Source organism: Caulobacter sp. GW456-12-1-14-TSB4, assembly GCF_059424195.1.
Genome location: NZ_JBWKZF010000014.1, coordinates 16,095 through 41,318 on the forward strand (window position 1 = coordinate 16,095; position 25,224 = coordinate 41,318).

General features: G+C 68.6%; 19 protein-coding genes and 1 tRNA gene. 10 read left to right on the forward strand and 10 right to left on the reverse strand.

Going from position 1 to position 25,224, the window contains the following annotated elements; all coding sequences use genetic code 11:
• Nucleotides 1-43: 43 nt before the first annotated feature.
• Complete coding sequence (locus AC07YH_RS14540) at nt 44-808, forward strand: ATP-binding cassette domain-containing protein (RefSeq protein ID WP_494747684.1); 765 nt, start codon at nt 44-46, stop codon at nt 806-808.
• On the forward strand, nt 801-2,348 hold the full coding sequence (locus AC07YH_RS14545; RefSeq protein WP_494747685.1) for a glycine betaine ABC transporter substrate-binding protein: 1,548 nt from the start codon (nt 801-803) through the stop codon (nt 2,346-2,348). The genes AC07YH_RS14540 and AC07YH_RS14545 overlap by 8 nt, the downstream gene beginning before the upstream one ends.
• Here AC07YH_RS14545 and hutU read toward each other — a convergent pair.
• The 4 genes from hutU to hutI are packed head-to-tail and all read right to left on the reverse strand — an operon-like array spanning nt 2,345 to nt 7,567.
• Nucleotides 2,345-4,009 carry a urocanate hydratase gene (gene hutU / locus AC07YH_RS14550; RefSeq protein WP_494747686.1) on the reverse strand — a complete coding sequence of 555 codons (1,665 nt, stop codon included), beginning with the start codon at nt 4,007-4,009 and terminating at the stop codon, nt 2,345-2,347. The genes AC07YH_RS14545 and hutU overlap by 4 nt on opposite strands.
• Entirely contained in the window at nt 4,006-4,827 is an 822-nt protein-coding gene (gene hutG / locus AC07YH_RS14555) for an N-formylglutamate deformylase (RefSeq protein WP_494747687.1), read from the reverse strand. The genes hutU and hutG overlap by 4 nt, the downstream gene beginning before the upstream one ends.
• Before the next feature lie 11 nt (nt 4,828-4,838).
• Nucleotides 4,839-6,377, reverse strand: coding sequence for a histidine ammonia-lyase (gene hutH / locus AC07YH_RS14560; RefSeq protein WP_494747688.1), 1,539 nt, complete (start codon nt 6,375-6,377; stop codon nt 4,839-4,841).
• Nucleotides 6,362-7,567, reverse strand: a complete 1,206-nt coding sequence (gene hutI / locus AC07YH_RS14565) for an imidazolonepropionase (RefSeq protein ID WP_494747689.1) — start codon at nt 7,565-7,567, stop codon at nt 6,362-6,364. Before hutI ends, hutH begins: the two co-directional genes overlap by 16 nt.
• Nucleotides 7,568-7,632: 65 nt before the next feature.
• Here hutI and AC07YH_RS14570 point away from each other — a divergent pair, with 65 nt between their 5' ends.
• The 4 genes from AC07YH_RS14570 to AC07YH_RS14585 all read left to right on the forward strand — a co-directional run bounded on the left by AC07YH_RS14570 (nt 7,633) and on the right by AC07YH_RS14585 (nt 11,510).
• On the forward strand, nt 7,633-9,009 hold the full coding sequence (locus AC07YH_RS14570; RefSeq protein ID WP_494747690.1) for a formimidoylglutamate deiminase: 1,377 nt from the start codon (nt 7,633-7,635) through the stop codon (nt 9,007-9,009).
• Nucleotides 9,006-9,707, forward strand: a complete 702-nt coding sequence (gene hutC, locus AC07YH_RS14575; RefSeq protein ID WP_494747691.1) for a histidine utilization transcriptional repressor HutC — start codon at nt 9,006-9,008, stop codon at nt 9,705-9,707. The genes AC07YH_RS14570 and hutC overlap by 4 nt, the downstream gene beginning before the upstream one ends.
• Before the next feature lie 67 nt (nt 9,708-9,774).
• The gene (locus tag AC07YH_RS14580) at nt 9,775-10,293 is read left to right on the forward strand and encodes a DUF1993 domain-containing protein (protein WP_494747692.1); all 519 of its coding nucleotides are present in this window, start codon (nt 9,775-9,777) and stop codon (nt 10,291-10,293) included.
• Between the two features lie 119 nt (nt 10,294-10,412).
• Nucleotides 10,413-11,510 carry a hypothetical protein gene (locus AC07YH_RS14585; RefSeq protein WP_494747693.1) on the forward strand — a complete coding sequence of 366 codons (1,098 nt, stop codon included), beginning with the start codon at nt 10,413-10,415 and terminating at the stop codon, nt 11,508-11,510.
• Here AC07YH_RS14585 and AC07YH_RS14590 read toward each other — a convergent pair.
• The 3 genes from AC07YH_RS14590 to ybaK all read right to left on the reverse strand — a co-directional run bounded on the left by AC07YH_RS14590 (nt 11,507) and on the right by ybaK (nt 12,622).
• Nucleotides 11,507-11,920: a GFA family protein gene (locus tag AC07YH_RS14590; RefSeq protein WP_494747694.1), complete on the reverse strand. Its 414-nt coding sequence runs from the start codon at nt 11,918-11,920 to the stop codon at nt 11,507-11,509. The genes AC07YH_RS14585 and AC07YH_RS14590 overlap by 4 nt on opposite strands.
• A gap of 40 nt (nt 11,921-11,960) precedes the next feature.
• Nucleotides 11,961-12,037 (reverse strand) — tRNA-Met (locus AC07YH_RS14595).
• A 108-nt stretch (nt 12,038-12,145) separates the two neighbouring features.
• Complete coding sequence (gene ybaK / locus AC07YH_RS14600; protein ID WP_494747695.1) at nt 12,146-12,622, reverse strand: Cys-tRNA(Pro) deacylase; 477 nt, start codon at nt 12,620-12,622, stop codon at nt 12,146-12,148.
• A gap of 48 nt (nt 12,623-12,670) precedes the next feature.
• On the opposite strand from ybaK, the gene AC07YH_RS14605 reads away from it, so the two are divergent.
• The 3 genes from AC07YH_RS14605 (at nt 12,671) to AC07YH_RS14615 (ending at nt 16,814) form a co-directional block, all read left to right on the forward strand.
• On the forward strand, nt 12,671-14,335 hold the full coding sequence (locus AC07YH_RS14605; protein ID WP_494747696.1) for a copper resistance system multicopper oxidase: 1,665 nt from the start codon (nt 12,671-12,673) through the stop codon (nt 14,333-14,335).
• The gene (locus AC07YH_RS14610) at nt 14,332-15,129 is read left to right on the forward strand and encodes a copper resistance protein B (protein WP_494747697.1); all 798 of its coding nucleotides are present in this window, start codon (nt 14,332-14,334) and stop codon (nt 15,127-15,129) included. The genes AC07YH_RS14605 and AC07YH_RS14610 overlap by 4 nt, the downstream gene beginning before the upstream one ends.
• Before the next feature lie 95 nt (nt 15,130-15,224).
• Nucleotides 15,225-16,814, forward strand: coding sequence for a fatty acid--CoA ligase (locus AC07YH_RS14615; protein WP_494747698.1), 1,590 nt, complete (start codon nt 15,225-15,227; stop codon nt 16,812-16,814).
• Between the two features lie 132 nt (nt 16,815-16,946).
• Here the strand turns inward: AC07YH_RS14615 and AC07YH_RS14620 are convergent, their stop codons facing one another.
• The 3 genes from AC07YH_RS14620 to AC07YH_RS14630 form a co-directional block, all read right to left on the reverse strand.
• A complete protein-coding gene (locus AC07YH_RS14620) occupies nt 16,947-17,870 on the reverse strand; it encodes a Gfo/Idh/MocA family protein (RefSeq protein ID WP_494747699.1) in 924 nt (307 codons plus the stop codon).
• A 166-nt stretch (nt 17,871-18,036) separates the two neighbouring features.
• A complete protein-coding gene (locus tag AC07YH_RS14625) occupies nt 18,037-20,319 on the reverse strand; it encodes a beta-glucosidase family protein (RefSeq protein WP_494747700.1) in 2,283 nt (760 codons plus the stop codon).
• 62 nt (nt 20,320-20,381) lie between these two features.
• The gene (locus AC07YH_RS14630; RefSeq protein ID WP_494747701.1) at nt 20,382-21,425 is read right to left on the reverse strand and encodes a LacI family DNA-binding transcriptional regulator; all 1,044 of its coding nucleotides are present in this window, start codon (nt 21,423-21,425) and stop codon (nt 20,382-20,384) included.
• A gap of 649 nt (nt 21,426-22,074) precedes the next feature.
• Between AC07YH_RS14630 and AC07YH_RS14635 the strand changes: the two genes are divergently transcribed.
• Entirely contained in the window at nt 22,075-25,203 is a 3,129-nt protein-coding gene (locus tag AC07YH_RS14635) for a TonB-dependent receptor (protein ID WP_494747702.1), read from the forward strand.
• Nucleotides 25,204-25,224 lie beyond the last annotated feature (21 nt).

The window sequence follows — 25,224 nt, forward strand, 5'->3', positions numbered from 1 at the left end:
GCTTGGAAGGGGCGATGGTTGATTCTCGCCGTCCGGAGTCCGCATGACCGAAGCCATCGTCCTCGATCAGGTCAGCAAGACTTACGGCGGCCAGACGGTATTGGCGCCGACCTCGCTGACCATCGCCAAGGGCCGGTTCGTCGCCCTGGTCGGCGGCTCGGGGGCGGGCAAGACCACGCTGCTGAAGCTGATGAACGGGCTGTCGACGCCCAGCGCGGGCCGGGTGCTGCTGGACGGCGCGGACATCGCCGGGCGGCCGGGACCAGAGCTGCGGCGGGGCATCGGCTACGTCTTCCAGGAGATCGGTCTCTTCCCGCACATGACCGTTGGCCAGAACATCGGCGTCACGCCGGAGCTGCTGGGCTGGCCGGCGGGCGAGATCGCGACGCGGACCGACGAACTGCTCGACCTCGTCGCCCTGCCACGCGAGGTCGCCGGCCGGGCGCCGTCGCAGCTGTCGGGCGGCCAGCGTCAGCGCGTGGGCGTGGCCAGGGCCCTGGCGGCGCGGCCTTCGATCCTGCTGATGGACGAGCCCTTCGGGGCGCTGGACCCGGTGACCCGCGCGGCCCTGGCCGACGACGTCCGGGCGCTGCACGAGCGACTGGGGCTGACCACGGTGATGGTCACCCACGACGTCGGCGAGGCCCTGCTGCTGGCCGACGAGGTGGTGGTGATGGCCGGCGGCGAACTCCGGGCCCACGCGCCGCCTCGTGACCTCCTGGCGGGCCATCCCGACCCCGTCGTCGCCGACCTGATCGCCGCGCCGAAGAAGCAGGCCGAACGTCTCGCGGAGCTGGCTCGTGGCTGATCGTCTTTCCGCCGCCCTGGCGGCGCTTCCCGAGCGCTTGGGCTGGCACGTCACCCTTTCGGCGTCGGCCCTGGCCCTGGGCTTGGCCATCGCCCTGCCGCTCGGGATCGCCGCCGCCCGCAACCCGCGCCTGAAGTGGATCTCGCTGGGCGCCGCTGGCCTCGTGCAGACCATCCCGAGCCTGGCGCTGCTGGCGCTGTTTTACCCGGTGCTGCTGCTGCTCTCAGGCTTGGCGACCAAGGTGCTGGGCCATGGCTTCCCGGCCCTGGGCTTCCTGCCGTCGCTGCTGGCCCTGACGCTCTATTCGATGCTGCCGATCCTGCGGAACGCGGCGGCGGGTGTGTCGGGGATCGACCCTGCCGTGGTCGAGGCAGCGCGCGGCGTGGGCATGACCGATCGCCAGCGGCTGTGGCGCGTGGAGCTGCCCCTGGCCGCGCCGGTGATCATGGCGGGCGTCCGCACGGCCGCTGTCTGGACGATCGGCGCGGCGACTCTGTCCACGCCCGTCGGCCAGACCTCGTTGGGCGACTACATCTTCTCCGGCCTGCAGACCGAGGACTGGGTGGCGGTGCTGGTCGGCTGCGCGGCCTCGGCGGGCCTCGCTTTGATCGTGGACGGCCTGCTGGGCCTGATCGAGGGCGGCGTGGCGCGGCGGGAGCCCAAACGGCTGTGGGTTGGCGGCGTGGGCCTGCTGATCGGCCTGCTGGCGGCGCTGGGGCCGCTCGCCGGCGCGGCGCTGTCGCACGGCAAGCCGGCCTACGTCATCGGGGCCAAGAACTTCTCCGAGCAGTACATCCTGGCCGAGCTGATGGCCGGCAAACTGGAGGCCCAGGGCGCGGTTGTGCAGCGGCGCGTGAACCTCGGCTCGGTCATCGCCTACCGCGCCCTCGCCAGCGGCGAGATCGACGCCTATGTCGACTATTCCGGCACCCTGTGGGCCAACATCCTGAACCGGACGGACAACCCCGGCCGCCAGGCGGTGCTGGACGGTCTGCGCACGCAGCTGAAGACTCGCGACGGCGTGGTGCTGCTGGCCCCTCTGGGCTTCGAGAACGCCTACGCCCTGGCCATGCGCCGCGACCGCGCCGAGGCGCTGGGGGTGAAGACCTTGGCCGATCTCGCGACCAAGGCCCCGCAGCTGACCATGGGCGGCGATCTGGAGTTCTTCTCGCGGCCGGAATGGGCTGCGGTGGTGAAGGCCTACGGTCTGGAGTTCAAGTCCAAGCGCCAGTTCCAGCCGACCTTCATGTACCGGGCGCTGGCAAGTCGCGAGGCCGACGTGATCTCGGCCTTCTCGTCGGACGGCCGGATCGCGGCCGACGATCTGGTGCTGTTGGGCGACCCCAAGGGCGCGCTGCCGCCGTACGACGCGGTGATCCTGGTCTCGCCGAAGCGGGCCGGGGATCGGCGGCTGCTGGACGCCTTGACGCCTCTGGGCGGCAGCATCGACGTCAAGGCGATGCAGGCGGCCAACTACGCGGTCGACCGCGATACGGGCAAGAAGAGCCCCGCCGAGGCGGCGGGGCTGCTGGCGCGTTAGAGAATCCCCGGCAGGTCCAGGCCCTTCTCCCGCGCGCAGTCGAGGGCGATGTCGTAGCCGGCGTCGGCGTGGCGCATGACGCCGCTGGCCGGGTCGTTCCACAGCACCCGCGCGATACGCTTGGCGGCGGCCTCGGTGCCGTCGCAGACGATCACCATCCCCGCGTGTTGCGAGAAGCCCATGCCGACCCCGCCGCCGTGGTGCAGCGACACCCAGGTCGCGCCCGAGGCGGTGTTGAGCAGGGCGTTCAGCAGCGGCCAGTCCGACACCGCGTCCGAGCCGTCCTGCATCGCTTCGGTCTCGCGGTTGGGCGAGGCCACCGAGCCCGAGTCCAGGTGATCGCGGCCGATGACGATCGGGGCCTTAAGCTCGCCTGACGCGACCATGTCGTTGAAGGCCAGGCCCAGGCGGTGGCGGTCGCCCAGGCCGACCCAGCAGATGCGCGCCGGCAGGCCCTGGAACTTGATCTTCTGGCCGGCCATGTCGAGCCAGTTGTGCAGGTGCGGATTGTCCGGGATCAGCTCTTTGACCTTGGCGTCGGTCTTGGCGATGTCTTCGGGATCGCCCGACAGCGCCGCCCAGCGGAACGGGCCGATCCCCCGGCAGAACAGCGGGCGGATATAGGCCGGCACGAAGCCCGGGAAGTCGAAGGCGTTGGCGACGCCTTCCTCCAGCGCCATCTGGCGGATGTTGTTGCCGTAGTCGACGGTCGGCACGCCGGCGGCCTGGAAGTCCAGCATCGCCTGCACGTGCACCGCCATCGAGGCGCGGGCGGCGCGGTTGACGCTGTCGGGATCACGCTCCTTGGCGTCGGCCCATTGATCGAGGCTCCAACCCGCCGGCAAGTAGCCGTTGATCGGGTCGTGGGCGCTGGTCTGGTCGGTGAGCAGGTCGGGGCGCACGCCGCGCTTGTAGAGCTCCGGCAGCAGCTGCGCGGCGTTGCCCAGCAGGCCGACCGAGATCGGTGCCTTGGCGGCGTTGGCCTCTTCGATCCAGGCCAGGGCCTCGTCGACATTGTCGGTGGACTTGTCGAGATAGCCGGTGCGCAGGCGCATCTCGATCCGCGACGGCTGGCACTCGATGGCCAGGCACGAGGCGCCGGCCATCACCGCCGCCAGCGGCTGGGCGCCGCCCATGCCGCCCAGGCCCGCGGTCAGCAGCCACTTGCCCGACAGGTCGCCGGCATAGTGCTGGCGGCCCATCTCGACGAAGGTCTCGTAGGTGCCCTGCACGATGCCCTGGGCGCCGATATAGATCCACGAGCCGGCGGTCATCTGGCCATACATGGCCAGCCCCTTCTTATCGAGCTCGTTGAAGTGCTCCCAGTTGGCCCAGCGCGGGACCAGGTTGGAGTTGGCGATCAGCACGCGCGGCGCGTCGGCATGGGTGCGGAAGACGCCGACCGGCTTGCCGGACTGGACCAGCAGGGTCTCGTCGTCCTCGAGCCGGCGCAGGGTCTCGACGATCTTGTCGAAGCTTTCCCAGTCGCGAGCGGCGCGGCCGATGCCGCCATAGACGACCAGCTCCTCGGGCCGCTCGGCGACGTCGGGGTGCAGGTTGTTCATCAGCATCCGCAGCGGGGCTTCGGTCAGCCACGACTTGGCGGAAAGCTCTGTGCCGGTGGCGGGGCGGATGACGCGGGTGTTGTCGCGGCGGGTCATGCGTTTCTCGCGAACTGGAGGCAGGCGGAAAGGACGTCTTCGAGGACCACGCGCAGAGGCTCGGCGCGGTCGGCGTGGAAGGGCGTGGGCCAGGTTTCTTCGGTCGGCGGCTCGGCCGGGTCGTCCATGTAGCCCCGACAGGCCAGCTCCATCTGGATGGCATGGACGCCGGTCGCCGGCTGGCCGTAGTGGCGCGTGGTCCAACCGCCCTTGAAGCGGCCGTTGGTGACGCGACTGCGGCCGGAGGCGTCGCAGGCGGCCTCGACGGCGGCGGTCAGGGCGTCGTTGCAACTGGCGCCGCTGTTGGTGCCCAGATTGAATTGCGGCAGCTCGCCATCGAACAGGCGCGGGACGAGCGAGCGGATCGAGTGGGCCTCGTAGAGCACCACGGTCGGGTGGACCGCACGAAGGCGGTCGATCTCGGCGCGCAGGGCGGCGTGGTAGGGCTCGAAATACAGCGTCCGCCGCCGGTCGATCTCGGCCGCGTCAGGCCCGCCGTGGTGGTACAACGGCTCGCCGTCGAAGGTGGTGGTCGGGCACAACTCGGTCGTCGCCTGGCCCGGATAGAGTGAGGCGCCCGACGGGTCGCGATTGACGTCGATGACGGTGCGCGAGATCGCCGTCCGCACGATCGTAGCCTCCATCCCCTCAGCGAAGGCGTAGAGGCGATCCACCCACCAGTCCGCGTCCTTGCGGGCCAGCCAAGGGGAGGCGAGGTGGGCTTCGATATCCGGCGGGATCTCGGTCCCCGTGTGCGGTAGGCTGACGATCAGCGGGGCGTCGCCGCGCGTGACCTGGAGCCAGGGTTCGAATCCCACCCTCTCCGCCATCAAGACACCCCCGGCAGCTCACCCGCCGCTTCGATCACCGCGCCCGACCGCACCAAGACGTTCGCCGCCTCCATGTCCGGATGGAAGTGCCGATCGTCGTCCAAGTGAGGGACCTCGGCGCGGGTCAGCTTGCGCACCGCCTCCAGGGCCTTGCTCGACCGCAACGGCGCGTGGAAGTCGCAGCCTTGCGCCGCCGCCAGCAGCTCGATGCCCAGCACCGCGGTGGCGTTCTCGACCATGCCCATCAGGCGCCGCGCGCCGTGGGCGGCCATCGAGACGTGGTCTTCCTGGTTGGCCGAGGTCGGGATCGAGTCGACGCTGGCCGGATAGGCCTTCTGCTTGTTTTCCGAGACCAGGGCGGCGGCCGTGACCTGCGGGATCATGAAGCCGGAGTTGAGGCCCGGCTTGGGCGTCAGGAACGCCGGCAGGCCCGACAGCGCCGGATCGACCAGCATGGCGATGCGGCGCTCGGCGATCGAGCCGATCTCGCAGACCGCCAGGGCGATCATGTCGGCGGCGAAGGCCACCGGCTCGGCGTGGAAGTTGCCGCCCGACAGGGCTTCGTCGGCTTCTGGGAAGATCAGCGGGTTGTCCGAGACGCCGTTCGCCTCGGTCGCCAGCGTCGTGGCCGCTTGGCGCAGCACGTCCAGCGCCGCGCCCATCACCTGCGGCTGGCAGCGCAGGCAGTAGGGGTCCTGGACGCGCTCGTCCTCCTTCAGGTGCGAGGCGCGGATTTCCGAGGTCGCCATCAGGTCGCGCAGGGCGGCGGCGGTTTCGATCTGGCCGGCGTGGCGGCGCAGCGCGTGGATGCGCGGGTCGAACGGGGTGTCCGAGCCCTTGGCGGCTTCGGTGGAGAGCGCGCCGGTGACCAGGGCCGACTGGAACAGCAGCTCGGCCTCGAACAGGCCCGCCAGGGCGTTGGCGGTCGAGAACTGGGTGCCGTTCAGCAGGGCCAGGCCCTCCTTGGGGCCCAACGTCAGGGGTTCCAGACCGGCCTTCTTCAGCGCCTTGGCGGCCGGCTTGCGCTCGCCGTCGACGAAGATTTCGCCGACCCCGATCATGGTCGCGGCCATGTGCGACAGCGGGGCCAGATCGCCGGAAGCGCCGACCGAGCCCTGGCACGGGATCACCGGGATCAGGTCCTGGCGCAGCATCTCCTCCAGCATCCGCACGGTCTCGACCCGCACGCCCGAGGCGCCTTGCGCCAGGCTGGCCAGCTTCAGGGCCATCATCAGGCGGATGACGGGTACAGGCGAAGGCTCGCCGACGCCCGCCGCATGGGACAGGACGATGTTGCGCTGCAGGGTCTCCAGGTCGGCATCGCCGATGCGGACGCTGGCCAGTTTCCCGAAGCCCGTATTGATGCCGTAGACCGGCTCGCCCTTGGCCAGGATGCGCTCGACGGCGGCGGCGCTTTGCGCGATCACCGGCCAGGCGGTCTCGGCCAGGGTCGCCGTCGCGCCGCGATAGATCGCCTTCCAGTCCGCCAGCGGCACGTCGCCGGGGTTCAGAACAAGCTTGGTCACTGGCCTCTCCACACGCGCGCATGGAGCGGGTTGAAGCCCATGCGATAGACAAGTTCGGCGGGACGCTCGACGTCCCAGATCGCGAGGTCGCAGGCCTTGCCGGCCTCCAGCGTCCCGCGGTCGTGCAAGAGGCCCAGCGCCCGCGCGGCCTCGCGCGTGACGCCGGCTAGGCACTCTTCGACGGTCATCCGGAAGAGCGTGGCGGCCATGTTCATGACCAGCAGCGGCGAGGTCAGGGGCGAGGTGCCGGGGTTGCAGTCCGTGGCCAGGGCCATCGGCACGCCCGCATCGCGCAGGGCGGTGATCGGCGGGGCCTTGTGCTCGCGGGTGAAGTAGTAGGCGCCGGGGAGCAGGGTCGCGACCGTGCCGGAAGCGGCCATGGCGGCGATCCCGGCCTCGTCGAGGTGCTCCAGGTGGTCGGCCGACAGTGCGCCATATTCGGCGGCCAGCGCGGCGCCGTTCAGGTTCGACAGCTGCTCGGCGTGCAGCTTGACCGGCAGGCCATGGGCCTTGGCGGCGTCGAACACGCGGCGGATCTGGTCGGGCGAGAAGCCGATGCCCTCGCAGAAGCCGTCGACCGCATCGGCCAGGCCGCGCGCGGCGATGGCCGGGATCATCTTCTCGCAGACCAGGGCGATGTAGCCGTCCTTGTCGTCGCGATATTCCGGCGGCAGGGCGTGGGCGCCCAGGAAGGTCGTGCTGACCCCGACGCGGCGGATGTCGGCCAGGGTCCGAGCGGCCCGAAGGCTCTTGATCTCGTCGTCGAGGGACAGGCCGTAACCGGACTTGATCTCGACCGTGGTGACGCCCTCGGCGATCAGGGCGTCGAGCCGGGGCAGGGCGGCGGCGACCAGGTTTTCTTCCGAGGCCGCGCGGGTGGCGCGCATGGTCGAGACGATGCCGCCGCCGGCCCGGGCGATCTCCTCATAGGAGGCGCCGGCCAGGCGCAGTTCGAACTCATGGGCGCGGTCGCCGGCATAGACCAAGTGGGTGTGCGGATCGACGAGGCCGGGGGTGATCCAGCGGCCTTCGCAGTCGATGGTCTCGGCGGCCTCGAAGACAGGCGCGTCATCGGCCGAACCAGCATAGACGATGCGGCCGTCGCGGGCGGCGATCACGCCGTCTTCGACGATCCCTAGGCCCTCACGCGCAGGGTCGAGGGTGGCCAGACGGCAAGTTATCCACAGGGTGTCGCACTGCATGTGTCTCTCCCTTGCCGTCGGCTTCAATATGTATAGACATATTTGCGAACGATGAGGCTTGTCCAGTGACCGACGCGCAGAATCCTGAGTCCTCCACGGTCATCTGGTGTGAGAGCGCGCTGCTGGCGGACGGCTGGGCGCGGGGCGTCAAGTTCACCATCACCGACGGTCGTATCGCCCGGATCGACACGGATACGAGCGCCGGCGACGCCCAGCGCCTCGGTCCCGCACTGCCAGGCCTGGGCAACGTCCACAGCCACGCCTTCCAGCGCGCCATGGCGGGCTTGGCCGAGACGCGGGGCGAAACCGGCGACAACTTCTGGACCTGGCGCGAGGTCATGTACCGCTTCCTGGAGCGCCTCGACCCCGACATGGCCCAGGCCATCGCCGCCATGGGCCAGGTCGAGATGCTGGAGGGCGGCTTCACGCGGGTGGGCGAGTTCCACTACCTGCACCATGCGCCCGATGGCTCGTCTTACGACAACCCGGCCGAGATGGCCGTGCGGATGGCGGCGGCGGCCGAGGAGACCGGGATCGGCCTGACCCTGCTGCCGGTGTTCTACGCGCACTCGAACTTCGGCGGCCTGCCGCCCACGGACGGCCAGAAGCGCTTCATCCACGATGTCGACGGCTTCGCACGTCTGGTCGAAGCCTGCGGTGAGATCGTCGCGCCCTTGCCCGAGGCGGTGGTCGGCATCGCCCCCCACAGCCTGCGCGCGGTCACGGCCGAAGAGCTGGACGCCATCATCCCGCTCGCCGCCGGCGGGCCGATCCACATGCACGTGGCCGAGCAGACCAAGGAGGTCGACGACTGCCTGGCCGCCACCGGCGCGCGTCCCGTCCGTTGGCTGATGAACCACACCGAGGTGGGCAAGCAGTGGTGCCTGATCCACGCCACCCACATCAACGCCACCGAGACCGAGCGCCTGGCCAAGAGCGGCGCGACCGCCGGCCTGTGCCCGATGACCGAGGCCAATCTGGGCGATGGGATCTTCCCGACCCCGGACTACCTGGCCGCCGGCGGTAGCTTCGGGATCGGCACGGACTCCAACATCGTCATCGACGCCGCCCAGGAGCTGCGGACGATGGAATACGCCCAGCGCCTGACGCGACGGGCGCGGAACGTGCTGGCGGGCGGCCCGCGCCGCTCGACCGGCGGCGACCTGTGGCGCGCGGCGGTGACCGGCGGCAGCCAGGCGCTCGGCGTCGGACGCGGGGGCCTGCGTCGCGGCGCGGCGGCCGATTTCATCACGCTCGACGCCAACCACCCGAACATCGTCAGCCGCTCGGGCGACACCCTGATCGACAGCTTGGTCTTCGCGGGCGGCGGGATCGACACCGTCTGGCGGCACGGCAAGCAGCTGGTCTCGGGCGGTCGCCACCATGCGCGCGAGGCGATCACCGCCCGCTACGTCCAGACCCTGAAGGCCCTGCTGGCGTGACCGGCCCGCTGCACCAGCGCATCCGCTCGGAGATCGAGGCCCGCATCCGCTCCGGCGAATGGGCCCCTGGCCACCGCGCCCCGACCGAGGCGGAGCTGATGACCCAGTACGGCTGCTCGCGCATGACGGTGAACAAGGCCATGACCGCCCTGGTCGAGGCCGGGCTGATCGTGCGCCGCAAGCGCGCCGGCTCGTTCGTGGCCCGGCCCCGCGTCCACGCGCCGGTGCTGAACATCCCCGACATCCAGTCCGAGATCGTCGCGCGCGGCGAGGCCTACGCCTTCCGCCTGCTGTCGCGGACGGTGCGGGACGCCGACGGCGAGGACGAGATCGAGCTGGCGGCCGGCGGCAAGCTGCTGGAGCTGGACGGCGTCCACGACGCCGGCGGCCGCCCCTTCGCCCTGGAACGGCGCTTGGTCGCCCTGAAGGCCGCGCCGGAAATAGAAGCCGCCGACTTCGCCGAACACCCGCCCGGCGCCTGGCTGCTGGAACACGTCGCCTGGACCGAGGCCGAGAGCCGGATCAGCGCCATCAACGCCGACGCCGAGGACGCCCGCCTGCTGGCCCTCGACGAAGGGACCGCCTGCCTGGTCGTCGACCGCAGGACTTGGCGCGAGGGCCAGCACGTCACCCGCGTGCGGCAGGTGTTCCCCGGCGAGGCCTACGACCTTGTCGCGCGGTTCGGGCCGGGAGCTTAAGGAAGCGGTTCCTCTGGCGTTCCTAGGCGAGGTCAGCTTACCTCCCGCCCAAACTCGGAGGACGCCCATGGACCTGCACGCTCTCGCCATCCCGACCTATGCCCAGATGCTGAAGGGCCTCAGCGGCCAGCTGACCAAGGCCGAGGCCCACGGCGGCGACCTGCTGGGCGCGCGGCTGGCGGCGGACATGTTCCCGCTGGCGACCCAGGTCCGCTTCGTCTGCAACCAGGCCAGCGACCTGCTGCGCCACCTGACCGGCGCCGACTCGTTCGCTCCGGCCGAGGACGCGACCGACTTCGCCGGCCTGAAGGCCCAGCTGGCCGACGCGGTGGCGCGGATCGAGGCGGTTCCGGTCTCGGCGTTCGAGGGCGTGGCCGGCAAGACGATCGAGATGAAGATGCCCAACGGCATCGTCTTCGACCTGACCGGCGAGCAGTTCGTCCGCGACTGGAGCTTTCCGCAGCTCTACTTCCACCTGATGGCCGCCTACGCGATCCTGCGCAACCAGGGCGTCCCGCTGGGCAAGCCCGACTGGGTGCCGCACATGTTCGCCTATATCCGCCCCGGCACGCTGCCCGGCGGCTAGCGACGCCTGGCTACCCCCTGTTCGGGGGATGTCGGCCCCGGACGTCGTCGCCGTAGAACGGCGTTCGGGGACCAAGGGTGGCGCGTGGTGCGGCGAGTGGGTCCCGGAGGGATCCCGTCATGGCCGAACCGACGCTTCGCGACTTCCAATTCCTGATCCAGCTGGTCGACAGCGGTATTATCCAGGCCAGCTTCAAGTTCGTCGATCTGCGACCGCTGCTGAAGAGCTTCGGCGTGCTGACGCCCGACGTCGACGCCGCTCTGGCCCTGGTCGAGGCCAATCCGGCCCTGATCAATATCGGCGTCGCGACCCTGAAGGAGGCCCTGACCAAGTATCCGCTGGATACGCCACTCAGCGTGGCTTTCGGCACCGGGACGGGCGGGAGCACGGGCGGTGGGACGGTGGCCGATCCGATCCACCTGACCGACGCCCAGATCAAGGACGCCTACAAGGCCCTGGCCGGCATCTCGGCCAGCTCGTCCAAGGCGCTGTCGGAATATCTGACCGGCCCGAACGGCGAGAAGGTGCTGAACGCCTTCTATGCCGAGATGAACGAGCTGGCCAAGCTGCAGGCCGACGTCATCGCCAACAAGATCACCAAGGCCGTCTTCATCGACAAGCTGGTCGGCTACTCGCTCGACACCTCGGCGCTGGCGCTGCAGGCGATGAACTTCTTCACCGGCAAGACGCCGACCCAGACGGCGCTGAACGAGCTGATCGACAGCGCCACCAACACCACCGACCTGACCGACTACGCCTATGCGATCTACAACACCGCCAACAAATATATCGAGTTCTCGGTCAACCAGGCCATGAGCGGCACGGGCGCGGCGACGTTCAAGACGGCCTATGACAGCCTGTCGTTCCGCGACGCGGTGGTGAAGGCCTATGACGCGATCATCGGCAACACCAAGGCCGCGGCGGCGGGCGTCAATGTCAGCGCGGCGGTGGACTACATCGTCTCGCAGCAGAGCTACTTCACCGCCTACGGCCACGACGCCCTGGGGGCCAAGGCGGCGATGGCGGGCTTCGTCATGTACGCCGGCATGAACGCGGGCGTGGGCGCCTATGCGGAATCGACCAAGGCCTTCCTGACCAACGCCTATGACGGCAAGGCCAGCTACGGCAGCACCCTGATCGCCGCCAAGGCGCCGGCCGAGGCGGTGGCCCTGATCGCCCAGCCGACCGACCACCACGACGCCGGCGTGCTCGGCTAATCCGGCATCGTCTCGAACACCATCAGGCCGTCCGGCAGGATCACCCAGTCCGGACGGTCGCGGTCGAACAGAGCCAGGGTCGGCTTGAACAGGTTCGGGTTGTCCAGGCTGCCGGCATAGATCGTGTGGCTGTCGCTCAGCCCGTGCTCGCCGCCGAACACGAGGCCTCCGCAGGTGGGGCACGAATTGCGAGTGGCCTCGGTTCCGCGGAAGGCCCGGCTGCGGTACGGCCGCGCCGGACCTTTGATCGTCAGGGCGGCGGCCGCAAAGCCCATGAACGGGATGAACCCGCCGCCCGACGCCTTGCGGCAATCGGCGCAACAGCACACGCCCATGAGGTCCGGCGCACGATCAGCCTCCCAGCGCAGGGCGCCGCACAGGCAGCCGCCTTTGAAGGTCTCGTCGGTCATATCGGGAGTAGAACGCCGGCCTTCGAAACCGGTCAATTCCTGGTGGCGGGGGGCGGGATCGAACCGCCGACCTGTGGGTTATGAATCCACCGCTCTAACCATCTGAGCTACCCAGCCCCAGGAGGCGGGGCTTATAGGCGAGAACCGCGCGGCATTTCAAGCGCCGGCTTCTTTGAAGGGCGCGCGTTTGGGCGGGCGAAACCGCTCACACTTTCGCCCACGCGCTTACTCCGAAACGATCGCCGCCGTCACCGCGCCCAGGGCCTTCACCGCATCGGCCGGGGCCAGCTTCACCTGCAGGCCGCGTTGGCCGCCGTTGATGAAGACGTAGGGCTCGGCGAGGGCGGCTTCCTCCATCACCGTCGGCAGGCGCTTCTTCTGGCCGAAGGGGCTGACGCCGCCGACCTTGTAGCCGGTGATCCGTTCGGCGTCGGGGACGGGGGCCATGGCGGCCGACTTACCCTTCAGAGCGGCGGCCAGCTTCTTCATGCTGACCTCCTTGTCCGAGGGCAGGATGGCGCAGGCGGGCTTGCCGTCGAGCATCACCACCAGGGTCTTGAGCACGCGGCTGGGGTCCTCGCCCAGGGCCTCGGCGGCTTGCAGGCCGACGCGTTCCGAGCCGGGGTCGTAGTCGTACGTATGCAGGTCGAACGCGACGCCGGCCTTGGTCAGTGCGATCGTGGCGGGAGTGCTCTTGGACATGCTTCGGGTGATACCCAAGTGCGCTGAAGGTTGGAATACGGATAGCGGATGATCGATCGACGGACCTTGTTGCGCGGCGCTCTTGGACTTGGCGCGGCCGGCCTGCTGCCGGAATGGGCGCTGGCCAGCGAAGGGACGCGGTCTCCGGCGGCGCTGACGGGCCAGGAGATCAAGCTGACCGTCGGCCACATCATGGCGAAGATCGACGGCCGCGCGGGCCACGCGGCGGTGGTCAACGGCACGATCCCCGGTCCGCTGATCCGGCTCAAGGAAGGACAGAATGTCCGCCTCTCCGTGACCAACAATCTGGACGAGGACACCTCGATCCACTGGCATGGCCTGCTCGTCCCGTTCCAGATGGACGGCGTGCCCGGCGTCAGCTTTCCGGGCATCAAGCCGGGCGAGACCTTCACCTACGACTTCCCGGTCCGGCAGGCGGGCACCTACTGGTGGCACAGCCATTCGGGGCTGCAGGAGCAGATCGGCCACTACGGCCCGATGATCATCGACCCGGCCGGCGAGGACCCGATCGCGTATGACCGCGAGCATGTGGTGGTGCTGTCAGACTGGAGCTTCCTGCACCCGCACGAGCTGTTCCGGAAGCTGAAGGTCAATGCCGGCCATTTCAACATGCAGAAACAGACGGTGGCGGGCCTGCTGAAGGGCCGGGACCAGTCGCTGAAGGACCGCGTCGACTGGGGCAAGATGCGGATGGACCCCACCGACATCGCCGACGTCACGGGCTCGGTCTACACCTACCTCGTCAACGGCCACGGGCCCGGCGACAACTGGACGGGCCTGTTTTCGCCGGGCGAGCGGGTGCGGCTGCGCTTCATCAATTCCGCGGCCATGACGATCTTCAACGTCCGCATCCCGGGGCTTGGCCTGGAGATCGTGGCGACCGACGGCCAGCCTGTTGTCCCGGTCGGCGTCGATGAGTTCCAGATCGCGCCGGCCGAAACTTTCGACGTCATCGTGCGGCCCACCGAGGACAAGGCCTTCACCCTGGTCGCCGAGGCTTCGGACCGGTCGGGCATGGCCCGCGCCACCCTGGCCCCCCGCCTGGGCATGTCCGCGCCCGTGCCGCCGCTGCGCAAGCGGCCGCTGGCGACGATGAAGGACATGGGCATGGGCGCCATGCATCACGGCATGGACATGCCGGGCATGGACATGTCGATGCGGTCCCAGAGCAATGCGCCCAACGTGCCGTTGACGCCGGGCGTCCAGACCATCGCGCCGATGGCGATGGACCGGATGGGCCAGCCGCCGCAAGGCCTGGAGGATGTCGGGCACAAGGTGCTGCGCTACGCCGACCTCGCCAACCCGTATCCGCCGGCCGACGCGCGGCCGCCGGGACGGGAGATGGAAATCCATCTGACCGGCAACATGGAGCGCTTCATGTGGGCGTTCGACGGCGAGGCGTTCGGGCCGATCAAGAAGCCGATCGCCTTCCAGCGGGGCGAGCGGGTGCGCGTGACCTTGATCAACGACACCATGATGGCCCACCCGATCCACCTGCACGGTCACTTCTTCGAGCTGGTCAACGGCCAGAAGAACCAGCCGCTGAAGCACACGGTCAATGTCGCGCCGGGCGGCAAGGTCGCCTTCGACCTGACGGCCAGCGAGCCCGGCGACTGGGCGTTCCACTGCCACCTGCTGCTGCACATGCACGCGGGGATGTTCAACGTCGTCACCGTGCGGCCGCTCGCATGATGGTTCAGCACGAGCATCACCAGCCGCCGCCGGCGCTCCAGGCGGCCGACCCGCACGCCGGCCATGACATGTCGGCGATGGCGCCGGACAAGCCCGCCGCCGAGGTCAAGCCGCCGGCCATCCCGACCGACCATGCCGCCGAGCGGTTTTACAGCCCGCAAGCCATGGCCGCCGCTCGCGCCCAGCTGATGAAGGAGCACGGCGGCATGACGGTGTGGACCGTCCGCGCCGACACCCTGGAATACCGCGCGCGCGACGGCGCCGACGGCCAGGCGTTCGAGGGCGAGGCCTGGTGGGGCAAGGACGCCTCCAAGTGGGTCGTCAAGGCGCGCGGCGAACGCACGGAAGGCGAGGGTTGGGAGCAGGGCGAGGCCGAGGTGCTGAAGGCCTGGCCGGTCGGGCCGTATTTCGATCTCCAGGCAGGGTTGCGTTACGACCTCGCGCCGAAGGGACGGTCCTATGCCGCCGTCGGCTTCGAGGGCCTGGCGTCCTACTGGTTCGAGCTTCAGGGCACGGCCTATCTCTCCGACCAGGGCAAGGTCTCGGCGCGAGGCGAGGCGTCCTACGACCTGCGCTTCACCCAGAAGCTGATCCTGCAGCCCCGCGTCGAGGCCGAGGTCGCGGAGGCTGGCTGGGCGCGGCTCGAGGGCGGCTTGCGTCTGCGCTACGAGATCACGCGTGAGTTCGCGCCCTATGTCGGGCTGGTGCGCGAGCGGGCCTACGGTCCGGCGGTTGTCGCTGGCGAGCGGGCCGGGAGCACGGCGGTGGTGGTCGGCGTGCGCGCCTGGCGCTAGCGCCCTATCGATACGAATAGGTTGTCGCTGTCCTCAGTCTGGCCCAACATCCGTTTGACCGGACGTAGAGCCGGACAACGAGGGAGTCCGGCGCGATGGCCGAAGCGATCGATTTCGACCGCATGCAGACCCTGGGCGACGTCGCCCGCTATCACGCGGAGGCGCGGCCGCAGGCGACGGCCTTCAGCTTCGAGGGGCGCGACAGCAGCTTCGCCGCCTTCGACCGGCATACGAACCAGGTGGCCAACGCCCTGATCGCCGCGGGCCTGTCGACCGGCGACCGCATCGCCTATGTCGGCAAGAACAGCGACCACTATTTCGAGCTGCTGATCGGAGCGGCCAAGGCCGGTGTGGTGACGACGCCGATCGGCTGGCGTCTGGCGGCCGCCGAGATCGCCTACATCGTCGGCGACAGCGAGGCCAAGATGGTCTTCGTCGGCCCTGAGCTGATCGGCCACGTTGGCGAGGTCGCCGCTGAGCTGACTGAGCAGCCGACGGTGATCGCCATGGAGGCCGGGGAGGGCGGCTACCAGACGTTCGAGTCCTGGAGGGACTCGCACCCCGACGCCGATCCGCAACAGGCCATCGAGACCTCCGGCATCGCCATCCAGCTCTACACCTCGGGCACCACGGGGCGGCCCAAGGGCGCGATGCTGACCCACGACAACCTGCTGGCCATGCGCCGGGCGGCGGCCAAGGACCCGCTGGACTGGAACCAGTGGGGACCGGACGACGTCAGCCTGGTGGCCATGCCGGTCGCCCATATCGGCGGCACCGGTTGGGGGCTGGTCGGCCTGCTGAACGGCGCCAAGGGTGTGGTGGCGCGCGAGTTCGATCCGTTCAAGGTGCTGGACTATATCGAGCACGACCACGTCTCGAAGATGTTCATGGTGCCGGCGGCCCTGCAGATCGTCGTGCGCCAGCCGCGCGCCCGCGAGGTCGACTATTCGCGGATGACCCACATCCTCTACGGCGCCGCGCCCATCCCGCTGGACCTGCTGCGGGAATGCATGGAGGTGTTCGGCTGCGGCTTCGTCCAGCAGTACGGCATGACCGAGACCACGGGCACGGTGGTCTACCTGCCGCCCGAGGATCACGACCCGGCCGGCAACAAACGCATGCGCGCGGCGGGCCTGCCGATGCCGGGCGTCGAGATCAAGGTCATCGACGAGGCGGGCCAGCCCGTCCCGACCGGCGCGGTGGGCGAGGTCGCGGTGCGCTCCCTGGCCAACATGGCCGGTTACTGGAAGCTGGACGAGGCCACCGCCAAGACCATCGACGCCGACGGCTGGCTGCGCACCGGCGACGCCGGCTACCTGGACGAGGACGGCTATCTGTTCATCCACGATCGGGTGAAGGACATGATCATCTCGGGCGGCGAGAACATCTATCCCGCCGAGGTGGAGAGCGCCGTCTACGGCCACCCGCACGTGGCCGAGGTGGCGGTGATCGGGGTGCCGGACGAGAAATGGGGCGAGGCGGTCAAGGCGGTGGTCGCGGCCAAGCCTGGGGTGGAGCCTGATGCGGCGGACATCATCGCGTTCGCGCGGACACGGATCGCGGGGTTCAAGGTTCCCAAGAGCGTGGATTTTGTGGCGGCGTTGCCGAGGAATGCGTCGGGGAAGATCCTGCGGCGGGAGTTGCGGGCGCCTTACTGGGAAGGGCGTGAGCGGCAGATCAACTGAAGCTCAGCACAGGCCCCCACCTGACCTGCCGCGCAGGTCTGTCCGCCCCCAAACGGGGCGGAGAGTGGAGCTCTCCTCCCCCTCTTGGGGGAGGGGGACCGCCGAATGGCGGTGGAGGGGGCTGGTGCGGCGCTATTCGATGAACGCCTCGACGCTCTCCCGCACGCCCACCAGAAACGCATCCGCCACCAGCGTCAGCGGCCGCACGTCCACCTCGGATTGGCCCTCGGCGATCAGCGTCGCGAACCGGTCGTAGAGGCCCGGATATTCCCGGTTGTCGCCGACCTCCACGACCGCGTCGTCGATGGTCAGTTCCGCCCCGCCTAGCGACAGCTTCAGCACCCCGTCATCCGTCCAGGCCTTGATGTCCCAGGTCTGTGGCCCGGTCTGCAGGAAGTCCAACTCAGCAACGATCTCCGCCCCGGCCGCCGTCGTCATCGCCACGGAGGCCGCGATCGGCGACTGCACGTTCTCCGGCACGTCCAACCGCGCGCCCGTCACGAACACCTCGACCGGCATGATCTCCGTCAGGATCGACAGCGCGTTGATCGCCGGATCGAAGACGCCCATGCCGCCGGCCTGCCAGATCCAGGTCTGGCCGGGATGCCAGCGACGGACGTCCTCGCGCCAGTCGACGGCCACCTTGCGGACTTGCCGATCCGCCAGCCAAGCCTTGGCCTGAGGCACCCCCGCCGCGAACCGCGAGTGCCAGCTGGTGAACAGCACCACGCCGTGATCCCGCGCGACGGCCGCCAACTCGGCGACCTCGCTGACCGTGGCGCCGGGCGGCTTCTCCAGGAACACATGCTTGCCGGCGCGGAGAGCCGTCAGGGCCGTCTCGCGCCGCGCCTGGGGCGGGGTGCAGAGGGCGACCGCGTCCAGGTCCGGGCCCTCGGCCAGCATCGTCTCGATGTCGTGGAAGACCGGGACCTCGCCCAGGTCCGGCCTGCTGCGGCTGGCGGCGGCGACCAGCTGGAAGCGCGAGTCAGCGGCGATCGCGGGGATGTGCTGGTCCAGGGCGATCTTGCCCACGCCGACGAGGCCGATCCGGATCACGCTGTCTCTCCCGCTGGCGTCCACGCGCCGTTACGGTTCAATTATATTATAAATAGTCCAAGGCAAGCCAGCAGGCAAAAAAAGGGGCGTCGCGAACGACGCCCCGGAGAAGGGAAGAGACTGACGGATGCGGGGCAAGGGGTAGGCTAGTGGAGCCCCGCACCCCTCACTTGCCTGCCGGTGATACCGGCAGGCTCCGGGCCGCCAGGGTGACCTGGGCGGTGGAGGAGAGAGCCCGGGACGAAGCGCCCAGGGCGATGTCGTATTGGCCAGCGGCGATCTGCCAGCCGTGGGCCTTGCCGTCCCAGGTGGCCAGCAGGCGCGGGTCGACCGTCACGGTCACGCGCTGCGTGGCGCCGGGGGCGAGAGCGACCTTCTTGAAGCCGGCCAGGCGCTTGGGCGCTTCCCAGCCACCGGCCTTCGGCGCGACGTACACCTGCGGCACGTCCTTGCCGGCGCGGGCCCCGACGTTCTTGACGTCGAAGCTGACCGTCACCTTGTCGCCGGCCGCCGTGGCGGTCAGGTTCGAATAGGCGAACTTGGTGTAGGACAGGCCGTAGCCGAACGGGAACAGCGGCTCGATCTTCTTCAGGTCGTACCACTTGTAGCCAACCGCGGCGCCTTCGATGGTGTAGTCGGCGTCGAACAGCTCACCCTCGGCCTTGCCGACGCCGTCCAGCTTGGGACGCGGCAGGTCGGCCACGCTCTTGGGGAAGCTGACGGGCAGGCGGCCCGTGGCGTCGATCTCGCCGGACAGGACGCGGGCGATGGCCTCGCCGCCGGCCGTGCCCGGGAACCAGGCCTCGACCACGGCGCCGACCTTGTCGAGCCAGGGCATCACCACCGGACCGCCGGTCTGCAGCACCACGACGGTCTTCTTGTTGGCCGAGGCCACCGCGTCGATCGTGGCGTCCTGCTTCTTGGGCAGGTTCAGGTCCTGGACGTCCCAGGACTCGGTGGTCCACTGGTCGGCGAAGACCAGGGCCAGCTCGCTGTCGGCGGCCAGCTTGGCGGCGCGCGCGGGGTCCGTGCCGTCGTCATAGACGATCTTGGCGTTGGGATAGCGGGCCTGCAGCGCCTTCAGCGGCGAGGACGGATAGTAGATCACTGGACCTGGCCAGGTGGCGGGTTCGAGACCCTTCACCGCGCGGCCGCCGACCGGATAGACCTGCGAGGAGCCGCCGCCCGACAGCACGCCGACGTCGGCATGACCGCCGATCACGGCGATGGTCTTGGCGGTCTTGGCGATGGGCAGCAGATCGCCGTCGTTCTTCAGCAGGACGATGCCTTCCTCGGCGTCGGCCTGGGTGATCTTGGCGTGGGCGACCAGGGTGGCGGCCGGAAGGTTGACCGGGGCCGGATTGACGACCGGATGCTCGACCAGGCCGCTGGCGAACATGGCGCGCAGCACGCGGCGGGCCATGTCGTCGATGCGGGCCTGGCTGACCTTGCCCGAGGCCAGGTCCGCCTTCAGCGGCGCGCCGAAGAAGGGCTGGTTGTCGAAGGCTTCGCCCGCCGATTCCTGGTCGAGGCCGGCATTGGCGGCCTTGGCCGACGAGTGGTCGGCGCCCCAGTCCGACATCACGTAGCCCTTGTAACCCCAGTCCTTCTTCAGGACGGTGTTCAGCAGCCAGTCGTTCTCGCAGGCCCAGTCGCCGTTGACGCGGTTATAGGCGCACATCACCGAGTGCGGGTCCGACTGCTCGATAGCGAACTGGAAGGCCAGGAGGTCGGAGGTACGGGCGGCGGCGTCGTCGATGTTGCTGCTGACCACGAAGCGGCCGGTTTCCTGGCCGTTCAGCGCGTAGTGCTTGATCGTCGAGATGATGTGGTTGGACTGGATGCCCTTGATCTGGGCGGCGACCATGGTCCCGGCCAGCAACGGGTCTTCACCGCCATATTCGAAGTTCCGGCCGTTGCGCGGCTCGCGCATCAGGTTCACGCCGCCGGCCAGCTGGACATTGAAGCCCGAGTCGCGGGCCTCCTTGCCAATCATCGCGCCGCCCTTGAAGGCCAGTTCGGGATTCCAGGTGGCGGTGGTGGCGATGCCGGAGGGCAAGGCGGTGCGGCCGCGCAGGTCCTGGTGGCTGCCCTGGGTGGCGACGCCGACGCCGGCGTCGGTCTGCCACTGGCCGGGAATCCCTAAGCGCGGCACGCCGGCGACATAGCCGGCCGAGGCCTCGTGCGAGTCCTTGTGACGCGTGTACTTCGGCTTCATGTCCGAGCCGAAGTAGCCGAAGATGACCGTGAACTTCTCGTCGTTGGTCATCGCCTTGACGGCCAGGTCGGCGCGGGCGTCGGCGGAGAGCTTGGCGTTCAGCCACGGACGCGCCGGAGCGGCGGCGGGCTTCTTGGCGGCCTGGGCCATTGCGGGGGCGACGGTCAGCGCCGGGATCGAGGCGCCGATCAGCAGGGCGAGCTGCAGGCTCCGCCAGGTCGTCCGAGTCATGTTTCCTCCGTCGTGGTCTTCTTGCGCCCCGCGCGGCTCTCGGGCCGGGTCGGGGGCGGGGTTCAAGTCTTGCGTCGGGGCGGCGAGCCGCTCCGGGCGGGACCGGTGGACTCGCGCACCATCAAGGTGTGTTGCGCGAGGAAAGGGGTGTTGGTCTTGCCGGCGCCCTCGTTGGCGTTCCAGGCCGCGAAGGTCTGCATCGCGCGCAGGGCCATCTCGTTGAACGGCTGGCGGATGGTGGTCAGGGTCGGCCAGATCACGCCGGCGATCGGGGCGTCGTCGAAGCCCACCACCGAGACGTCGTCGGGGATTCGCAGGCCCCGGCGCTGCACTTCCATGCAGGTGGCGGCGGCCATGTCGTCATTGGCGGCGAAGATGGCGGTCGGCGGATCGGCGATGTCCAGCAGCTGGCGGGCCGCGTCGAGGCCGGTCTTGAAGGTGAACTCGCCGCCGACGATCAGCTCGGGCGGCGGACGTGGCAGGCCGCGGGCGGCGTAGGCCTCGAAGAAGCCGTTGCGGCGGTGGGTGCTGGCGGCGTGATCCGGATGGCCGGCGATGTGGCCGATGCGGGTGTGGCCCAGCGAGAACAGGTGCTCGACGACCTCGCGCGCGGCCGCGCGGTCGTCCATGCCGATGGCCGGGAACTGGGTGTCGGGGGTGGTGGGCGTGATCAGCACGCAACGCACGTCCAGCTCGCGCATCAGCTCCTTCATGGGGCCGAAGTCGCATTCCGGCGGCAGCAGGATCATCTCGCGGATGCCGCTGTCCCGGACAAAGGCGCGGACACGGTCGGCCCAGCCGGGGATCGGGCCTTCGGAAAGGTCGACCGACAGGTGGCGGCCGGTTTCGACGCAGGCCAGCAGCAGGGCGTGGTGGACGCGGGTGTGGTAGCCGCCGGACGGGTCGCCCATCAGCACGCCGACCGAACCCGACCCCTGCGAGCGCAGGCTGCGGGCCACGGCGCTGGGCTGGTAGTCCAGGTCGGCCATGGCCGTACGGACACGGTCGCGCGTCTTGGCGCTGACGCTGTCGTGATCGTTGAGGACGCGGGAGACGGTCTTGGGCGAAACGCCCGCCCGTTCGGCCACGTCTGTGATCGTCGTCATCGGTCCCCGAACCCCCAACCGTCAAGCTTGTACGCCGCACCCCAACAGTGAAAGGCGGCGCCCGCAAGGCGGCGAACGTCCAAAGCCATAGTCCATGCTGTCCTGGTTGTCATGTCGTCGGGACAAAAACGGGTCAAAAAATCACAACCATCAGGACAATTTAAGGACATTTAGAAGCCTTGACGCAGCGTCATTGGGGCTTTTCTGGCGCTGTTCTGGGCGCGGATGAAGCATTGTGACGCCTCTGCAAAGCCATGACCGACACCGGTGTCCGGTCTCGAAAAAGCTAAGCTAAAACAAGGAAAATAGGTTTTTAGGCGGAGGGTGGGGGCCGGGGAGTGGCGCTCAAATATAGGCTCCAGGTTGTGCCGCTACCCGTCGGAAACCCTTGTCCGACAGGAATGACAACGTTGACATTCTTGTTGACTTGCTCGGGACATTTGGAGAATGTGACGGCGTTCGGTGAAGGCGCGGGGCCTGAATCGAGTGTCCGGGCGCCGAGGCCGCCGAGGATTTTGTCCGATCGCAAGACATGCGGCGGACGGGTCCGCAAAGCCTCAAACGCTTTCCGAAAGCCACCGACACGAGCGGCGGCGCGGGGAGCGGGCGGGCGGCCAATAAGAACGACTTATTTTTGGGGAGCGAGGAATTGTCACAGGAAACCAGGAAAGCCGTGCTCAAGCGCGGCCTGACGTTGGCGCTGGTCGCCGGCGCATCGCAATTGGCCCTGGCGAGCGGGGCCTTCGCCCAGCAAGCCGACGGGACCCAGGTCGAGGAAATCGTCGTCACCGGCGTCCGCGGCTCGCAGATCAAATCGGTGGACGTCAAACGCCGCGAGGTCGGGATCGTCGACGCCATCTCGGCGGAAGACATCGGCAAGCTGCCGGACGTCACCATCGCCGACTCGCTGCAGCGCATCTCGGGCGTGCAGATCCAGCGCAACGCCGGTGAAGGCGCCACGGTCAACATCCGCGGTCTGGCGCAGGTCATCACCCTGCTGAACGGCGAACAGTATCTCAGCGCCGGCAACCTGGGCTCGGCCCAGCCGAACCTGCTGGACGTGCCCTCGCAGCTGATGAACCAGGTGCTGGTCTACAAGTCGACCAACTCCAAGAACGCCCTGTCGGGCATCTCGGGCACCATCGACCTGCGCACCCGCCGTCCGTTCCAGTTCGGCGAAGGCCTGAGCATGACGGGCGCGGCCGAAGCCCAGCGCGGCGACCGCACCAAGAAGGACGACTACCTGGTCAACGGCGTCATCAACTGGCGCAACGACAATGTCGGCCTGATGATCTCGGCCGCCAACAGCAAGTCGAACCTGGGCAACAACTCGTCGGGCGCCGTCGGCCTGTCGGGCAACAATGACTGGGGTGGCTCGGCCACCAACAACTGGGTCTCGCCGCACGGCTACGAGAGCTTCAACCGCGTGGTCGAGCGTAAGCGCCTCGGCGTGAACGCGGCGTTCGAAGCGCACCTGGGCGAAGGCTTCACCCTGATCGCCGAAGGCTTCTACGCCAAGCTGGACGAATATAACCGCGGCGCCGGCATCAACATCTCCAACCGCTGGGACGGCGGCGCCTTCGGCGTCTGGAACCAGCCCACCATCTTCGACAAGGGCGTCGTCAGCCCGTCCAACAACCGTCCGTGGCTGGCCGTCGACGAGTACAATATCGACGCCTGGTGGGTGAACTCGTTCACCGTCAACCGCGTCACCAAGTCGACCTCGAAGAACTACAACCTCGAGCTCAACTACGACAACGGCGGTCCGTTCACCTTCGAGACGCGCGCCATCCGCTCGGACGGCCACCGCCTCAGCATGAACGGCCAGGCCCAGGGCGACCTGAGCAACTGGCAGTACGGCCCTAACCGCTTCAACCTGTTCCGCGATGCCAACGACCGCACCCGCGGCACCTTCTATCCGAAAGCGATCTGCGATCAGTACCCGGCCACCCAGCGCAGCAATGCGATCTCGGGCAGCGCCGGCGGCTGCTATCTGAACCCGAACCCGCAGGGCTACGGCCAGAACCCGCAGCTGGTCTACAACATCGCCGGCGATCACCCGGTGTGGAGCGGCTTCGACCGTCCGATCACCGGTGGTCTGGGCGCTGGCAAGTCGCTCAAAGACTACATGGCGAACAAGGACAGCTACGCCATCGGCGCCTTCTCGTCGGAAGGTAACAACGAAGTCGACTCGGACATGAACGTGTTCCGCGCCGACGGCCACTACAAGTTCGACGACAAGCTGCTGGGCTTCATCACCAAGGTCGACGCCGGCGTCCGCTTCAGCGACCGCTCGGTCAGCGTCGAGCAGTTCCACCTGTTCTCGGGCTTCTACGGCGGCGTCCCCGGCGCGGTGCAGGCCAACGGCCAACCGGTTCCGGCCGGCGGCTGCGAGGCCCAGTGGAAGGCCATCGACGTCGTCATGAACCAGAACCAGTGCCAGGCGGGCGAGTTCGTGCCCGATCCGGTCACGGGCAAGCCGGTGTTCCAGGGCTACACGGTCAACAAGCCGACCAAGCTCTCGACCTATAACAACGTGGTCTGGGTCGATGACCTGGGTGGCGTCACGTCGGGCATCCCGGGCTTCTGGACGATCGACCCGCACGACTTCGACAACGTCAAAGCCTTCCATGACAAGGTCTTCGGCGGCTCGATCCGCGTCCAGGTCCCCGGCCAGACCTACGATGTCACGCTGAAGGAGCAGAACGCGTACGGCGCGGCTGACTTCGAGATCGGCAATCTGCACGGCAATGTCGGCGTGCACGTGATCGAGACCCAGCTGACCGTGAAGCAGAACCTGACGGGCGACACCCGCAACTACGGCGACACCAACGCCGACGCGGGCGACAACGTCACCAAGCGCAAGTACACCGACTGGCTGCCGTCGGTGAACGCGGTCTACGACGTCAACGACCACATCAAGCTGCGCGCCGCCTACGCCAAGACCATGCAACCGCTGGATCTGGGCAGCTACGGCGGCGGTCTGAAGATCAACACCGCCGACTGCGGCGCGGCCCTGCCGAACGTGCGTTGCGTCACCAGCGCCAACGCCGACGGCAACCCGAACCTGGATCCGTGGCGTGCGTCGAACTTCGACGGCGCGGTGGAATACTACTTCGGTCGCGCCTCGATGCTGAACATCTCGGCCTTCAAGCTGAAGATCGACAGCTTCGTGACCGGCGGTCAGACGACCGGCCGCTTCCCCGACCAGGACGGCGTCATCCGCCGCACGGTCAACGTCTCGCTGCCCATCCAGGGCGCCGGCGGTTCGGTGAAGGGTCTGGAAGTCGGCGCCAAGCTGGCCTTCAGCGACATCCTGCCGGACATGGGCCTGCTGTCGAACTTCGGCGTGGACAGCAACTACACCTACTCGCCCAGCCACGAGAGCCGTCTGGACCTGGAGAAGAACGAGATCCCGTTCTTCGACAACTCCAAGCACCAGTTCAACCTGGTTGGTTGGTATCAGGACGCCAAGCTGCAGGCCCGCGTGGCCTACAACTACCGCACCGCGCGCCTCTCCGGCACGATGGGCGCGGGCGGCGATCCCGTGGATCCGAAGATCTCCTACGTGATCCCGATCATGCAGAAGGCCACGGGCTATGTGGACGTGAACGTCAGCTACAACGTTCGCGACAACGTCACGGTCTACTTCAACGGGTCGAACGTCACGGGCGAAATCGAGGACTACTACTTCCGCTTCGCCAAGGGCCAGACCCAGTACGCCAACCAAAACGAGTTCGAGCCCCGCTACACGCTGGGTATCCGCGCTCGCTGGTAGTCACCCCTCTCACCTCCTGCA

Excerpts from the sequence above, each read along its gene's own strand:
- AC07YH_RS14615 (WP_494747698.1), top strand. The coding sequence starts at position 15,225 with ATGGCCGAAGCGATCGATTTCGACCGCATGCAGACCCTGGGCGACGTC.
- AC07YH_RS14540 (WP_494747684.1), top strand. The coding sequence starts at position 44 with ATGACCGAAGCCATCGTCCTCGATCAGGTCAGCAAGACTTACGGCGGC.
- AC07YH_RS14630 (WP_494747701.1), bottom strand. The coding sequence starts at position 21,425 with ATGACGACGATCACAGACGTGGCCGAACGGGCGGGCGTTTCGCCCAAG.
- AC07YH_RS14590 (WP_494747694.1), bottom strand. The coding sequence starts at position 11,920 with ATGACCGACGAGACCTTCAAAGGCGGCTGCCTGTGCGGCGCCCTGCGC.
- AC07YH_RS14625 (WP_494747700.1), bottom strand. The coding sequence starts at position 20,319 with ATGACTCGGACGACCTGGCGGAGCCTGCAGCTCGCCCTGCTGATCGGC.
- AC07YH_RS14610 (WP_494747697.1), top strand. The coding sequence starts at position 14,332 with ATGATGGTTCAGCACGAGCATCACCAGCCGCCGCCGGCGCTCCAGGCG.
- hutU (WP_494747686.1), bottom strand. The coding sequence starts at position 4,009 with ATGACCCGCCGCGACAACACCCGCGTCATCCGCCCCGCCACCGGCACA.
- AC07YH_RS14605 (WP_494747696.1), top strand. The coding sequence starts at position 12,671 with ATGATCGATCGACGGACCTTGTTGCGCGGCGCTCTTGGACTTGGCGCG.
- hutI (WP_494747689.1), bottom strand. The coding sequence starts at position 7,567 with ATGCAGTGCGACACCCTGTGGATAACTTGCCGTCTGGCCACCCTCGAC.
- AC07YH_RS14580 (WP_494747692.1), top strand. The coding sequence starts at position 9,775 with ATGGACCTGCACGCTCTCGCCATCCCGACCTATGCCCAGATGCTGAAG.
- ybaK (WP_494747695.1), bottom strand. The coding sequence starts at position 12,622 with ATGTCCAAGAGCACTCCCGCCACGATCGCACTGACCAAGGCCGGCGTC.
- AC07YH_RS14585 (WP_494747693.1), top strand. The coding sequence starts at position 10,413 with ATGGCCGAACCGACGCTTCGCGACTTCCAATTCCTGATCCAGCTGGTC.